Origin of the sequence: Paraburkholderia sp. BL9I2N2, from assembly GCF_004339745.1 — a bacterium.
Classification (GTDB): domain Bacteria; phylum Pseudomonadota; class Gammaproteobacteria; order Burkholderiales; family Burkholderiaceae; genus Paraburkholderia.
This window is the reverse complement of sequence record NZ_SMGP01000003.1, coordinates 818,845-833,605: the sequence shown is the minus strand read 5'-3', so window position 1 is coordinate 833,605 and position 14,761 is coordinate 818,845. Positions and strand designations below refer to the sequence as shown.

Sequence of the window (14,761 nt, the reverse complement as noted above, 5' to 3'; positions counted from 1 at the left end):
AGATGAAGTTTGCCTATAAGACATCCGTTCTCGCCGTCGCTATGGCGCTCGTGCTGACGGCTTGCTCGTTCGGCCCCAGCGGCGAACCCCCGGTGATGCCTTCGCCGATCCATTACGGCGCGCAGGCGCAGCCGTCCAGGACGGTGGTCGCAAATGGCGTCGCCCAGCAGTTCGATATCGGCTCGACGGCGGTGCCGCAATGGTGGCGGCTGTACCGGTCCGACGCGCTCGATGCGCTGGTCGAGGAAGGTATGCGCAACAGCCCGACGCTGGCGGCGACGCAGCGCACGCTTTCGGCCGCGCAGGAGGGACTGCGCGCGCAGGTCGGCTCATCCACACTACCGTCAGTCGACGGTGTCGCCCAGGTTGAACGCGCGCGTTCACCCGTCGTGCCGGGGCTCGGCCCTGAGCAGGTGCAGTACAACTTTTTCGCCGGCCAGCTTCAGGCGCACTACACCTTCGACTTCTTCGGCCAGACGCGCTACGCCAACACGGCGGCTGCCGCTCGCGTGAATGTGCAGGGGTATGAGCTGGAAGCGGCCCGGCGCGCGCTCGCCGCCAACATCGTCGGCACGGCGATCAATGTGGCGGCGCTTGATCGCCAGATCGCACTGACCGAACGGCTCGTCGCCGTGGCGAGCGAAACGGCAAACGAGGACCGGCAACGGTACACGCTCGGATCCATCTCGCATGTGCAGGCGCTCAACTCGACGCAGGATGCAGATTCGATTGCGGCTAGTCTTCCGGCCCTACGCCAGCAGCGCACCACAGCCGTCCACGCGCTGGCGGTACTGATGGGTCGTACGCCGGATGACGCACCGGCCGTTCCCGACCTCGACAGCCTGTCGTTGCCCGACCATGTGCCGGTCGCTGTGCCGTCGGACCTTTTGCGTTCGCGTCCCGACATTCAGGCGGCCGACGCAGCCGTGAAGGCAGCCGCAGCCGACGTTGGCGCCGCGACTGCGCAACTCTTTCCGAGCCTGTCATTGACAGCCGCGATGGGCCGCGGCGGCTTTAGCTGGCCGATGTTGCTCTCAGGCGCGGGCGGACTGTGGGCGATCGGGGCGGGCCTGTCGCAACCGATCTTCCATGGTGGGGCGTTGTTCGCGCAACGCAGGGCCTCGATCGATACATACGATGCCGCGGTTCTGCACTACAAGTCCACGGTTCTGTCGGCATTCCAGGATGTCGCGGATTCACTTGCCGCGCTGGATAACGACGCGCAGTCGCTGAGGTCTACCGAACGAGCGGCGCAGTCGGCCCGCGCGGCCTTCGACGAAACCGCTTCGCGCGCCCGCCTCGGTTCGTTGCCGTCCACGGCGCAGCATACCAGCGAGCAGAGATTTCTCACTGCGCAGCTGGGCGCCGTGCGCGCCGCAAGCCAGCGCATGACGGATACCGTCGCACTGTTCCAGGCGATGGGCGAATTGCCGTCCGCTCAGCAGCACGTGACGTCAAAAGAGTGACGTCTCCAAGCATGGAACATCGCAACCTGATTGCCTGCCACGAGTGTGATCTGCTTTTCCGCAAGCCGCCGCGCCTGGGTGGGCTGGTTGCACGCTGTCAACGGTGCGGTGCGGGTTTCAAAGGCCTGCATCGCAGTGGCCTGTCGCTCGAGGCGATTTGCGCGTTGACCGTTGCGGCGTTGATTACCTTTGTTATTGCCCAGGCGTTCCCGGTACTAAGGCTGGAGACAAACGGGATCAGCTCGCAGACCACGCTGTTTGGTGCAGTGCAATCGCTTTGGGGCGAAAACATGCGTGTTGTCGCATGCATGGTGTTCTGTTCGTCGATGCTGTTTCCGCTGACGGAGTTGCTCGCCTTTCTTTATGTGCTGGTTCCCGTTCTGGTGGGCAAACGGCCATCTGGCTTCAATCGCGTCGTTCGTCTCATTCAGTTCGTTCGGCCATGGGGAATGATCGAGGTCTTCATGCTCGGGGTGCTCATCACGATTGTGAAAATGGTGAGCATCGCGCAGGTGATTCTGGGGCCCGGCCTGTTTGCATTCGGCGCATTGACCGTGATGTCGGCCATGGTTGCCGCGTTCGACCCAGCCGTGTTGTGGGAGGTTTGCGACGAAATGAAGATTCGTCGGCGTGCCGACGTTTCCCGGTCGAGCGTGAGTGACAGCCGCGTTGTGCCGGGTGACACCTCCGGCTCGCCGGAAACAGGAGTCACGGATTATGTCACGGCAAGACATGCAGGACTTCTCGCGTGTCATACCTGCGGCCTGGTTCAGACGGCAATCGCGCATCAGCCACACCAGCACTGTTCGCGATGTGACTCGCCGCTGCACGAGCGCCGCCCGGACAGTGTGACGCGTTCGCTGAGTCTTCTTATCGCCGCAGCGCTCGTCTATATTCCGGCGAATCTTTTGCCGATCATGCATGCCTCGTCGCTCGGCCGCTCGGAGGACGACACGATTCTCGGCGGTGTCGGCTACTTCTGGAGCTCGGGAGACTGGCCGCTCGCGGTCGTTATCTTCGTGGCGAGCGTCATGGTGCCGATGCTCAAACTCGCGGTTCTCGCATTGCTGACCTTGACCGCTCGCCGGGATTCGGACTGGCGGCCGGTCGAACGCGCGAGGCTGTTTCGTATCGTCGAGCGCGTGGGCCGGTGGTCGATGCTCGATGTCTTCGTTGTTTCACTCACGGTTGCCCTGGTGCATTTCGGCTCTTTTGCCTTCATTACTGCGGGTCCGGGCGCGCTCGCTTTCGGGTCGGTCGTGATCCTCACCATGCTGGCATCGCATCAGTTCGACCCGCGGCTCACCTGGGACAACGTCCATTGCGCACGGCCGCATCCTGACGACGTCGAGTCCGCACGGATTCGTAGCGCCGTCGCATCCGTAAATTGAAATCAGCAACACTATCCTCTAGCGATGCATCTTCCTGATCTACCCCTTCCCGACATTAAACCGCGAAAACGCTGGCTTCCCTCTTTAATCTGGTTGGTTCCCCTGATCTCGGCGTTGATCGGCATTGCGCTAGTGGCCCGATCCATTTCAGAAAAAGGGCCGACAGTCACGGTTTCGTTCAATAACGCAGACGGAATGGAGGCAGGCAAAACGAAGGTCAAGTACAAGGACGTCGAAATCGGCTCCGTGCAGGCCATTACGCTAACGAAAAATCTTCAGCACGTGATGGTGAAAATTCAACTCACCCGGGAGGCAGAAAAATTCGCGACGCAAGACACGCGCTTCTGGATAGTTCGACCGCGCGTTGGGGCCAATGGCATTTCGGGCCTCGGTACTTTGCTCTCCGGCGCGTACATTGGCGTGGACATCGGGCAATCGTCAGAAAAACGCACGGAGTTCGTCGGACTCGAGAATCCTCCCATCGTCACCAGCGGCCAACCGGGGCACCAGTACACGTTGCGAGGAGATTCGCTGGGGTCGGTCGATATCGGTGCTCCTGTCTTTTACCGTCGTGTGCAGGTGGGCCAGGTGGTCGGCTTTTCGCTCGACCCGCACGGCTCGGGCGTAATCGTGAACGTCTTTGTCAATGCGCCGTTCGATCAGTATGTCGGGACGAACACCCGGTGGTGGCATGCGAGCGGCGTCGATCTTCGGCTCGACTCGAGCGGGCTCAAGATCAACACGCAGTCGCTGGCGACAGTGGTTGTGGGAGGTCTCGCATTTCAGTCACCGCCGGGTCAGGACGCCGGACAACAGGCCGCTGACAAGGCGGTGTTTCGACTCGCAGTGGACGAGTCGGACGCGATGCGCGAGCCGGACGGACAACCCCTCAATGTGGTGATGCGATTCAACCAGTCGCTGCGCGGATTGTCCGTTGGCGCACCTGTGGACCTGCGCGGAATCGCGTTGGGGCAGGTGATGGAGATCGGTATTGAGTATAGCGAAATGGATAAGAGTTTCAGTATGAAGGTTTCCATGGCACTTTATCCCGACCGGCTCAGCCGGCGCAGCAGCGAGGCGCTACCGGCTCCCAACACGCCAGGCGGGCATGAGCTGCTTCAGCACCTCGTGATGGAAGGGTTGCGTGGCCAGTTGCGAACCGGCAACCTTTTGACCGGGCAGCTCTATGTGGCGCTGGACATGTTCCCGAAAGCCCCGCGTGCGACCGTGGATGTGCATCAGAATCCGATCGAACTGCCGACCGTGCCTAACACGCTCGACGAACTGCAGGTGCAGATTGCGGACATTGCCAGGAAGCTGAATCAGGTACCGTTCGACAAGATTGGGGCCAACCTCAATGGCGCGCTGGAAAACGCCAACAAGCTGTTTGGTCATCTGGATACCGAGGTCGTTCCACAGGCTCGGGACACGCTGGCGGCAGCGCAGCGGACCTTCGGCACCGCTGAGGTGACGCTTCAGCAGGCGGCGCCGTTGCAATCGGACGTCCAGGGTGCGATGCAGGAACTGACCCGTACGCTGCAGTCTCTCAATGCGCTCGCGGACTATCTTGAACGCCATCCCCAGGCGCTTCTGTTCGGCAAGAAAGGAGACCGGCCGTGACTTTCCTTCAGTCTTTTTCGTTGCGCGCTTTCGCTCGTGTGGCGACGGGAATCAGTCTCGCCGTTCTGGTGGCATGTGGTTCCCCGCCCAGCCGGTTCTACACGCTTGGCTCCGGCGGCGGTTCGGCCACGGCGGATCGCACGGTAAGCCCCGCCGTTCTGGTCGATATGCGCCCCGTTACAGTGCCTCCCGCGCTGGCGAGGAGCCAGCTCGTCGTTCAGGTGAATGCCACCCAGGTCAAGGTGCTGGAGGACGATCGCTGGGCGTCGCCGCTGCCGGATGAGATCCGCACTGTAGTGCTGGCAACCGTGACCCGGCAATCGGGCGCGGTCGACGTGCGCGACATGGCGCGCGCGGACGATGTTCCGCTGTACCGCATTTCGGTGCAAGTGCAGCGCTTTGAGACGTGGCCTGGGTCGCACGTGCTGATTGAAGCCGTATGGAGCATACAGCCGTCAAATGGTCAGGAAACGATGACCTGCCACAACATAGCCAGCCAGCCGGTCTCGGCTGGCTATGATGCAATCGCGGATGGTCACCGGCAGGCCTTGCAACGAATCGCCACGCAGATTGCGCGGGCCCTCCGCGAGCTTGCCAGGCGGTCGGAATTGCATGGGAGTCCGCAAGCGGTGAACCGTCCGGCATCCTGCCCGCTAATGGCCTACGCGGAAGCGGGGAGCGGGGCGACCCTAAGCCCCTGACGGTCCTTTTCGCGTCCGCCTTATTCCGCCTCGACTTCTGCCTCGATGAGCGGCAATGCTCGCGTCGAAATCTTCTCGGCCTCCGCGCGTTTGAGGCCGAGTGTTTGCAAAAGCGTTGCTGCCGTGCGCTCGGCAAAGTGTTCCCCGCTGAAGCCGAGTTCGTCGAGCAGCGCTGCCGCCGGCGCGCCGGGCGCGACGAAATTCAGCTCGGCAGCGATTGCCGCGAGCACCGTGCCGCCCAGCGAAAGAAAGCCGATGAAGGGGTCAGCGACCACAAAGCGCTTGGCTGCGATGCCATTTCCGATGTCCCGCAGTAGCCGCTGGCCCAACCCACGGCTCAGGATGTGCGCCGAAAAACCTTCACGTATCAGGAAGCGCCCCCAAACGGGATCGCGCCGCGCCCGCATCAGGGTGTGGCGCACGGAAACGGAGATCACTTCCGCCGGGTCGGACAGGCCGCCGGTGAGGCGATCGAGCATGTCGCCGAACTCCTCGAACACGTTGTCGACGAGCGTCGCGTAGATGGCTTCCTTGGACTCGAAGTGGTTATAGAACGAACCGAAGCCCACGTCGGCGGCCTCGGTGATTTCGTTGATTGCCACGCCCTCCATGCCCTTTTCCGCCATGAGCCTGAGCGCCGCGTCTAGCAGGCGGGCGCGCGTCTCGCGCTTGCGGCGCGCTCCGCGCGGCTCGCGCTCCTCGGGAACGGGGGCCGGGGAATCGGAGACCGCGGAAACGGAGGCCGCACGGGCGGCGCGCTTAGGCGCAGGCCGCGTTAAAGAGTTCGCCATGACAAGTTCCAGTCTTTGCTCATATCCAAGTATAGATTGGAATGTCTCTATTGACAAAACTATCATATATGACTTTAATGTCACGAAGGCGCATGCTTGATGCCCGATAAACAAATAGACAGATGGAGTGACAGTGGAGACAGGATCAATCAACACCACCGGGCCGTCTGGTCCGCACGAACCGGTTCAGCCGTCGGTGCACGAGGTGGTCTGCCTTGCCAAGCCGCTTCGGCAGCGCGAATTCGCTCGACAGCCCGAATGGCAGTCCGATGCCCGTTATGTCGAATCTCATTGGCGGGCGCCGGCTATCGAAGCCGAAGACGCCATTCAAACCGTTTGATTTCCGTCCTGCCATGAAACTGACCACTGCACAGCCGGCCCGTCACCCCAATCCCACGTCGAAAGCATCGGCACTGACCTATCTGATATTCGATCGGCCAGACCTCGAGAAAGCCGAAGCTTTTCTCAATGATTTCGGTCTCCGAACCGTGTCGCGCACTGAAGAACTTGTTCTATTGCGAGGAACGGGTGCTTCGCATTTTTGCTATGTAATCCAAAAGGCACCGAAATCCCGGTTCGTTGGTTTTGGGCTAAAGGTTGATAACAGGGCCGATCTCGATGCACTTGCCAAGCTGCCTGGTGCATCCGAGGCCGAACGGTCGCCCTTGCCCGGCGGCGGCTATATCGCACGGTTGACCGACCCTTCCGGTTTTCGCGTCGATGTGATTTGGGATCAGGCGCCGGCTTCGGCGCTGTCACACCGGCCACCTTTGCCGTTCAACTCCGTGGATGCGGCCGTCCGGATTAACGGGACGCAGCGACCGCCTGAGTGCTCGCCCGAAGTTATCCGGCTCGGGCATGTCGTGCTCGAACTCGCTGACTTTCAGGAAACCTGCGCATGGTATGCGCAGCATTTCGGCTTTATCCCAAGCGATGTGCAGGTGCTTCCCGATGGCTCGCCCGTCGTCGCGTTCATGCGACTCGATCTTGGTGACAAGCCGGCCGATCACCATACGCTCGCGCTTGCACAAGGCTTCCTGCCCACCTACAGCCATAGCGCCTACGAAGTCGTTGACGCCGACGCGGTCGGCATGGGCCAGCGCGTCCTGCGCGAGAAGGGCTGGACGCACGCGTGGGGGATCGGCCGGCATATTCTGGGCAGCCAGATCTTCGACTACTGGCAGGACCCTTGGGGCGACAAGCACGAGCACTACTGCGACGGCGATCTCTTTACTGCCGATGCGCCGACCGGTGTCCATGCCGTGAGCCGTGAGGCGATGGCGCAATGGGGACCAACAATGCCGCGCAGTTTCACAAAACCCAGATTCACGCCTGCGAGCGTCGTGGCGCTCTTCAGGAACCTGCGCCGCAGCCCTGATCTGACGCTGAGCAAGCTGCGTTCGCTGGCAAAGCTTTTCGCCTGAACCAATCCCTTCCATAGAATCCGGAGATCGAAAAATGGCACTTCACGTTCTGCATTATTTGCATCAAGGCCGCGCCCAGTGGGGCGTGGTCGCTAATGGCGCTATCACGCCGATTCCCGGCGAATTCAGGTCGACCGCCGAGTTTATCGAGGCTAACCCGGTTGAGCGGCTGTTCCTGCTGAGTGGCCCGACGATTCCCGAATCGAAGGTCCAATGGTTGTCGCCCGTAACCGCCAATCAGCAGTTCATCTGCCAGGGCGCGAATTATCGCCAGCATATGATCGAGTCCGGCATGGACCCGGATGTGAAGAAGTTCAACATGATCTTCACGAAGGCGACGAGCTGCATCGTTCCGGCCGACGCGGCCGTCGTGAAGCCAAATGAAGTCCGGTTCCTCGACTATGAGATCGAACTCGGTCTCGTCCTCAAACGCGACGTGACCTCCCGCGAGACCGTCACCGACGACAACCTGCATGACTACATCGCCGGCGCCGTGATCGTGAACGACTACTCCGCGCGCGACATCCAGATTCCGCAGATGCAGTTCTACAAGGGCAAGAGCTATCGCACGTTTGGCCCTGTCGGCCCTTACCTTTGCCTCCTGGAGAAACAGGATATTCCGAAGCTGAAGGAGCTCGTGCTGACGCTGACGGTAAACGGAACTGTCCGCCAGAATGACTCCACTGCGGGTCTCGTCTACGGCCCGGCAGAGACCTTGACGGAGCTTTCCGGCATACATGACCTGCGCGCTGGCGACCTGCTCGCGACCGGGACGCCGTCCGGCTGTGCGCTGAGCGTTCCGTCACCCGAGAAGCAGCGCGCCACGGCGCAACTGCCTGAAGCGGAAAAATGGCGTCTCTTCCTGAAGATGCAGGAGGAGAGGCCACAGTACCTGCGGGTTGGTGACGTCGTGGAGGCGTATATCGCCAGCTCTGACCGCGCGATCAATCTGGGCGTACAGCGTAACGTCGTCGTGGAAGAGGCAGTATGACAGGCGTCGCAAACGTACACGATGTCCTTGCCATTGAAACGAAGGGGCAGCCAGCGGATCTCCCGTCGGGCACCTACGAGATGATCTGTCGGGGCGCGGCCCTCAATCCGTCTGCGCCCGCACTTTCGTTCTTTGCAACGGCCGACGACTACAGGAATGCCGAGTGCTGGACGTATAGTGAACTGGTGCACGATGTCACGCGAACCGCCAACATGCTTGCCCGCCTGGGAGTGCAGCGCGACTCAGTTGTCGCATACGTCCTGCCCAACCTTCCTGAAACGCATTTTGTGATCTGGGGCGGGGAAGCTGCCGGAATCGTCTGCGCGATCAATCCGCTGCTTGAGAGCGAAGCCATCGGTGAATTGCTCAACGCTTCATGCGCGAGCGTGCTCATAACCCTGGCGCCGTTCCCCGGAACTGACCTTTGGCAGAAGGTGCAAGCGGTACTGCACAAAGCCCCTTGCCTGCAGGAACTGGTGCTCGTGAATCTGGCCGACCGCATGCCAGGCGAAAAGCGATTCGCGGCCCGGATGCTGCAACATGGCGAGTGTTCAAGACTGCATGGTCCTGGCGGCGTTCACAGTGCCGTGCCTTCGCATGTTGGGATACACGATTTCAGCACCGCAATCGCGAGGGAGGACGACGGGGAGGCGCTCAGCCGCACGCGCCGAGTGAGCAACGACGATGTATCGTCCTTCTTCTGCACAGGCGGCACCACGGGGCTGCCAAAGATTGCAATTCGCCGGCACGGCAACGAGGTGGCCAATGCGTGGAACGCGGGTCAATTCTTCGGCGAAAGCATCGGTCCGGGAAAAACGATATTCTGCGGATTGCCGCTTTTCCACGTCAATGCCGTGATGGTGACGGGTCTGCTGGCGTTCTCGCGTGGTGCCCACGTCGTGCTCGGCACACCGCAAGGTTATCGGGGCGAAGGCGTCGTCAAGCGCTTCTGGGAAATTGTCGAGCATTACCGCATCAACTTCTTCAGCGGTGTCCCGACACTGTACGGATCACTGCTGGACGTTCCGGTTGGCGAACGGGATATCAGCTCGCTCGAGTATGGACTGTGCGGCGCCGCCCCCATGCCGGTCGAATTGCTTCGCACCTTCCAGGATCGCACAGGAATCAGAATCCTCGAGGGCTACGGCCTCACGGAAGGCACCTGCGTTAGCTGCGTGAACCCACCGCTTGGCGAGCGCAGGGTCGGTTCGATCGGTCTTCGTCTGCCCGGTCAGGCCATGAAAGCCGTGGTGGTCGACGAAACCGGCCGGTATGTACGGGATTGCGTTGCGGATGAGGTCGGCCAGCTGGTTATTTCTGGTCCGAACGTGTTCGCTGGCTATACCCGGCCGGAGCAGAACAGTGGCATCTGGATGGAGGGTGGTGACGGCGGCCGCTGGCTCATTACCGGCGATCTGGGACGCTGCGACCCCGACGGCTACTTCTGGCTCACCGGCCGGAAGAAGGAGCTGATTATCCGGGGCGGACACAACATCGACCCCGCGGCAATCGAAGAACCATTGCATCGCCATCCCGCAGTACAGATTGCCGCAGCCGTAGGCCGTCCCGACATGCACGCGGGCGAGTTGCCGGTTGCCTATGTCCAACTGAAGCCGGGCACCACCGCAACCGAAGCAGAATTGGCCGAATTCCTGCGTCACGAGATCAACGAACGCGCCGCGTTGCCAAAGGGAATACGAATCGTGGATGCGATGCCGCTGACGGGCGTCGGCAAGATCTTCAAGCCGGCGCTGAAACGGCGCGAAACGGCAGACGCCCTGGAGTTAGCCCTCGTAGAGGCTGGCGTCGAGGATGCAATCGTTAGCCTCATTGACGACACCTCGCGCGGAATTTCACTTCACGTCGAACTTGGCGACCCCGCGTTCGAAGCATTGGCGACTTCCGCGCTCGGACGCTTTCCGTTCGCATTTTCGATCTCGGCCGCCGGGAGACAGCCAAAGGCGGAGCAGGCGACGGGGACGGACCCGGCAGCGACAGATGCGCAGGGCAGCCCAACGTGAGACGAGCCACGACATTAAAGGGACGCGTTCGGTCATGCGCCCGGATTAAAGGTTAATCGGGCGTACGCGCCGCGATGACACGATTCAAATGGTTGCCGGTGCTTATAAATCAGGAACCCTAATTGTGTGGAAGGAAAATATGGGCGTTACCTCAAAAAGGTCTTTGCGTTCGCAGGTTGAAAAATGGCTCGGGCCGACTTCTTCGACACCGGTTCGGGTTACCCGATTCAGCCGTGCACGTTCGAATCAGAGACCGTGCGTGCGCATCGAGCTACTGCTGCCGGCAGGCCCGCTTGGATTCTTCTTCTTCCGGCACCGCGACGGCACGTGGTGCGTGTTCCCACCTGAGACGGAACGCGTGGCCATGCACGCTTACCAGGGTGAAGAGCAATCGGAGTGTGTGGCATGTCTAGCTGTACCAAAGGAATAAAGCAATCAACTAAGCAGAGTCAGCCGCAACACCAATGATTCATAAAAACTTCCAGACATAGCGACAGGAGAGAGACATGAGGAATTACAAACGCGCAATCAGTTCGATCGGTATGGCGGCTTGCATCTGCTCGGCCGCGGTTATCGACGATGCCCATGCGCAGTCTGCCGGAAGCATAACGCTGTCGACAGGTTGGCTTCACATTGCGCCACAGGGTGATGCAACGCCACTGACCGTGGAAAGCATTGGCGGCGTAGCGGTGAATCAGCAGCTATCTGGTAGCGGAGCGCACGCCAGCTCGACGGATACGGTGGGAATTACCACCGAGTACTACGTCACGGACAACATTGGTGTCGCCATGCTTTTTGGACTACCGATGAAAGTGAACCTGGTTGGCGACGGGACGCTAAAGAAGTATGGCAACCTCGGCACGACAAAGCCGATGCCGCCCGCCATCGAAGTTCGATACCACCTGTTTTCAGCCGAATCGAAATTCCGTCCGTTCATAGGGCTCGGCGTGAACTACACGTGGTTCACCCAGGTTCGCACAACCAATAGCCAGTTTGTCACTGATAGCCTTGGCCCAGGCGGCTCGACACATGCGACACTCAGTTCATCGTGGAATCCTGTATTCGAGGTCGGGGCAAATTACGCGATTACAAAACACTGGTCGGTCGGAACCTCTCTCGGCTACGTTCCAGTGAAGACCCACCTTACGTTATACGGGCAGACCGCGACGGGAACGCAGATCGTTTCCAGATCGACGCTCCGGCTCAATCCACTTAACGTCTTCCTGAACGTCGCCTATACGTTTTAACGCGTACCGGTCTTTGACTCCCAGCGTGACATGACCGCGCTAGTCAGGGCCGCTCACATGTTCCCGCAAGCGCGTCGGTCAGGCGTTCATGCCGTCGCTGGCGCAACAAAGTTTTTCTGGATCGAATATGAAACGACAGGTCCTCAAGACCATTCTTTTTGCATTGCCCAAGCTCCTTGAGCTGACGGCACGCCGGTTTCCCGTCTATCGTGAACGCCTGAGGCAGCGCGATCTCGTCGTCTCGATCGGGCTCGTGGACGGAAGCGTCAATCGGGTCATCGAGTTCAAGAATGGCCACATTCGGTCGCGTGCCGGCAATCATCGGCGCTCCAACGTGCGCATGGCCTTCAAGGATGTCGCCACCGCGCTGAAGTTCTTTTCCCCCAAGCCGGACCAGGGCGAGATTATCCACGCTGCCAAGAACTTCAAAGTGGTGACCGAAGGCGAGGACGAATTGCTGGTTTGGGTCATGCAAACCCTGAGCATGATGCAGACCACCGGTTTGCCGATGGGCACGCGGATGCGCGACGGTACGCGCCGCTACACCACCTGCACAAATGGCGGCCCGCTGTTCGTCTACGTCAACGGTGGCCGCGTCGTCCGGGTGACCCCCATCGATCTCGACAGCACCGATGCACCGAGCTGGGTAATCGAAGCGCGTGGGCGCCGCTTCAGTCCGCCACGGCGCGGATTGGTCGCGCCCCACGCGTTGACGCTCAAGTCGCTCGTCTATTCGGACAAGCGCATCCTTCATCCGATGAAGCGAGTCGACTTTGATCCTGACGGCGAGCGCAATCCGCAAAACCGCGGCAAGTCCGGCTATGTACGTATCAGTTGGGAGGAGGGGTTGGACATTGTCGCCAAAGAAATCAACCGGCAGAAGCGCGTTCATGGACCCGGCTCGATTACGTTCCCGCTGTCGTCCCACCACCAGTGGGGTAATGTGGGCTATTACCTCAGCTCGCTGACGCGTTTTGCCAACCTGATCGGCTTCACTCGGGTCGCCGCGAATCCGGACAGTTGGGAAGGATGGTACTGGGGCGCCATGCATCATTTCGGCAATTCGATGCGGATCGGCGTTCCATCCGGCTACGGCGGTGTCGAGGATTGCCTGAAGGAAGCGGACATGGTTGTCTTTTGGTCCTGCGACCCCGAAAGCACCAATGGCGCCTATGCGGGATTCGAGGGGACACCGCGGCGCCTATGGGCCAAGGAACTCGGCATTGAGTTCGTGCACATCGACCCGCACTGCAATCCCACCGCGCAATTGCTCGGCGGGCGATGGGTGCCGATCCGACCGCAAACAGACGCGGCGCTCGCCACCGCGATCATGTATGTGTGGGCCGTGGAAGGCTTGTACGACGGGGATTATGTCGCCACCCGCACGACCGGGTTTGACGAGTGGAGGGCCTACCTTCTCGGCGAAACCGACGGCGTTGCCAAGACACCCGAGTGGCAGGAAAGCGAGACCGGTGTGCCCGCCAAGGACGTCCGCGCGCTTGCGCGCCGATGGGGGAACAGGAAGGTCCATCTGGCTGTCGGGATGACCGGTGCGGGATTCGGTGGCGCGGGCCGAGGCGCAACAGGAGCGCAATGGGCGCGCTGCATGATCATGATGATGGCGATGCAGGGCTGGGGTAAGCCGGGCGTGAATTTCGGCTGCCTTGAAGTGGGTGTGCCTCACGACCTCCATTTCTATTTCCCCGGCTATGCGGACGGCGGCATTTCCGGGGACTTGGCCTGGACCGCCAACGCGGTGAACAATTACCAGCGCATGCCGCACATCCTGACCATGAATCCCGTCAAGCAGATGGTGCCGCGGCAGCAACTTCCCGATGCGATCATCAACGGTCATGCCACAGGCTACCTGTGGGACGGCGTGTCGCAGGAAGCGCAGTTTGCGCCGTTTACCTATCCCATGCCCGGGTATTCGCCGATCCACATGATCTACCGTTACGGCGCATCCGCCTTCGGTACGGTGACGAATTCCGGGCGCTGGGCCGACGCCTACCGGCACTCGAGCATCGAGTTCGTGGTCAACCAGTCCATCTGGATGGAGGGTGAGGCTCAGTTTGCCGACATCATCCTGCCTGCCTGCACTTCTCTGGAGCGCTGGGATATCGGCGAGTGGTCGAATTCCGGCGGCTACGCTCATCATGGCTATAGCACGGTCAATCATCGCATCATGACGTTACAGCACAAGTGCATCGAGCCGTTGGGCGAGTCCCGCTCCGACTACGACATCTTCACCGCGATCCTGACCCGGTTAGGCCTGGGCGCTGTATTCACCGAGGGCTGCAGTGAGCTTGACTGGGTCAAGCGGGTCTTCGACTCGTCGGATCTGCCAGATCATATTTCGTGGCGCGAGTTCTGCCGCAAGGGCTATTTCGTCGTACCGCCCGAGAAGCCCGCGTTGCGCCATCCGGTGGACATGCGCTGGTTTGCGGAGGGCCGGCGCAAGGACTTGCAGGAACCGCACCCGCTGCCGTCCCAGTTCGCCGAAAAATTCGGCTCGGGTCTGCAGACGCCCAGCGGCAAACTGGAGTTCGTCCCCGAGTTGCTGAAGCGGCACACGGCGGACAATCCCGAACGGCCGGCGCTCAATCGCTACATCCCGTCCTGGGAGGGAATGCGCTCCGAGCTCGCCAAACGATATCCACTCCAGTTGATTGCCACGCACAGTCGTTACAGCTTCCATACCCATTGCGACGGCAAAAATTCTTCGGTGAACAGCATCGAGGACCACCGCGCGCTGATCGGCGGGCACCACTTCTGGCTGCTGAGGCTCAGTCGGGCGGACGCGTCCATTCGAGGCATTGCCCATCGCGACCTCGTCAAGGTATACAACGACCGGGGCGCAGTGATCTGCGCGGCCGACGTTTCGCCGCTGGTCTACGCGGGAGTGGTCAAGTCGTACGAGGCGAGTGCCGAATTCAAACTGATTGAAATTGATGGGGAGCGCGTCGAGATCGGCGGCTGCATGAATATGCTGACCCCCGACCGCTCTCAGACGGCCGGCACGAGCAGCATGAGTCCCAACTCGTGTCTGGTGCAGGTCGAAAAATGGAAATCCGCCGACGCGTTCATGCTCGGCCGCGCAGCCTGAGGA

General features: G+C 60.9%; 10 protein-coding genes. 9 read left to right on the top strand and 1 reads right to left on the bottom strand.

From position 1 onward, the window contains the following. The first annotated feature begins 2 nt into the window (after positions 1-2). From B0G74_RS34675 to B0G74_RS34660, 4 genes are read left to right on the top strand one after another with little or no spacing between them, the layout of a single operon-like run. Positions 3-1,466, top strand: a complete 1,464-nt coding sequence (locus B0G74_RS34675; RefSeq protein WP_132380726.1) for an efflux transporter outer membrane subunit — start codon at positions 3-5, stop codon at positions 1,464-1,466. Between the two features lie 11 nt (positions 1,467-1,477). Then, positions 1,478-2,857, top strand: a complete 1,380-nt coding sequence (locus B0G74_RS34670; RefSeq protein ID WP_132380724.1) for a paraquat-inducible protein A — start codon at positions 1,478-1,480, stop codon at positions 2,855-2,857. 24 nt (positions 2,858-2,881) lie between these two features. After that, positions 2,882-4,477: an MlaD family protein gene (locus B0G74_RS34665; protein WP_132380722.1), complete on the top strand. Its 1,596-nt coding sequence runs from the start codon at positions 2,882-2,884 to the stop codon at positions 4,475-4,477. Then, entirely contained in the window at positions 4,474-5,178 is a 705-nt protein-coding gene (locus B0G74_RS34660; protein WP_132380720.1) for a PqiC family protein, read from the top strand. The genes B0G74_RS34665 and B0G74_RS34660 overlap by 4 nt, the downstream gene beginning before the upstream one ends. Before the next feature lie 20 nt (positions 5,179-5,198). On the opposite strand, the gene B0G74_RS34655 is transcribed toward B0G74_RS34660, so the two are convergent. Further along, entirely contained in the window at positions 5,199-5,969 is a 771-nt protein-coding gene (locus B0G74_RS34655) for a TetR/AcrR family transcriptional regulator (protein WP_132380718.1), read from the bottom strand. Between the two features lie 353 nt (positions 5,970-6,322). Between B0G74_RS34655 and B0G74_RS34650 the strand changes: the two genes are divergently transcribed. The 5 genes from B0G74_RS34650 to B0G74_RS34625 all read left to right on the top strand — a co-directional run bounded on the left by B0G74_RS34650 (position 6,323) and on the right by B0G74_RS34625 (position 14,758). Next, positions 6,323-7,393 carry a VOC family protein gene (locus tag B0G74_RS34650; protein WP_132381324.1) on the top strand — a complete coding sequence of 357 codons (1,071 nt, stop codon included), beginning with the start codon at positions 6,323-6,325 and terminating at the stop codon, positions 7,391-7,393. A gap of 34 nt (positions 7,394-7,427) precedes the next feature. After that, positions 7,428-8,384, top strand: a complete 957-nt coding sequence (locus B0G74_RS34645; RefSeq protein ID WP_132380716.1) for a fumarylacetoacetate hydrolase family protein — start codon at positions 7,428-7,430, stop codon at positions 8,382-8,384. After that, positions 8,381-10,405 (top strand): acyl-CoA synthetase, encoded by a 2,025-nt coding sequence (locus B0G74_RS34640; protein ID WP_132380714.1) that lies wholly within the window; start codon positions 8,381-8,383, stop codon positions 10,403-10,405. Before B0G74_RS34645 ends, B0G74_RS34640 begins: the two co-directional genes overlap by 4 nt. 506 nt (positions 10,406-10,911) lie before the next feature. Beyond that, positions 10,912-11,652, top strand: a complete 741-nt coding sequence (locus B0G74_RS34630) for an OmpW family outer membrane protein (protein ID WP_132380712.1) — start codon at positions 10,912-10,914, stop codon at positions 11,650-11,652. Positions 11,653-11,779: 127 nt separating this feature from the next. Then, positions 11,780-14,758 carry a molybdopterin-dependent oxidoreductase gene (locus tag B0G74_RS34625; RefSeq protein ID WP_132380710.1) on the top strand — a complete coding sequence of 993 codons (2,979 nt, stop codon included), beginning with the start codon at positions 11,780-11,782 and terminating at the stop codon, positions 14,756-14,758. Positions 14,759-14,761: the final 3 nt, after the last annotated feature.

Excerpts from the sequence above, each read along its gene's own strand:
- B0G74_RS34645 (WP_132380716.1), top strand. The coding sequence starts at position 7,428 with ATGGCACTTCACGTTCTGCATTATTTGCATCAAGGCCGCGCCCAGTGG.
- B0G74_RS34655 (WP_132380718.1), bottom strand. The coding sequence starts at position 5,969 with ATGGCGAACTCTTTAACGCGGCCTGCGCCTAAGCGCGCCGCCCGTGCG.
- B0G74_RS34675 (WP_132380726.1), top strand. The coding sequence starts at position 3 with ATGAAGTTTGCCTATAAGACATCCGTTCTCGCCGTCGCTATGGCGCTC.
- B0G74_RS34665 (WP_132380722.1), top strand. The coding sequence starts at position 2,882 with ATGCATCTTCCTGATCTACCCCTTCCCGACATTAAACCGCGAAAACGC.
- B0G74_RS34650 (WP_132381324.1), top strand. The coding sequence starts at position 6,323 with ATGAAACTGACCACTGCACAGCCGGCCCGTCACCCCAATCCCACGTCG.
- B0G74_RS34640 (WP_132380714.1), top strand. The coding sequence starts at position 8,381 with ATGACAGGCGTCGCAAACGTACACGATGTCCTTGCCATTGAAACGAAG.
- B0G74_RS34630 (WP_132380712.1), top strand. The coding sequence starts at position 10,912 with ATGAGGAATTACAAACGCGCAATCAGTTCGATCGGTATGGCGGCTTGC.
- B0G74_RS34670 (WP_132380724.1), top strand. The coding sequence starts at position 1,478 with ATGGAACATCGCAACCTGATTGCCTGCCACGAGTGTGATCTGCTTTTC.
- B0G74_RS34625 (WP_132380710.1), top strand. The coding sequence starts at position 11,780 with ATGAAACGACAGGTCCTCAAGACCATTCTTTTTGCATTGCCCAAGCTC.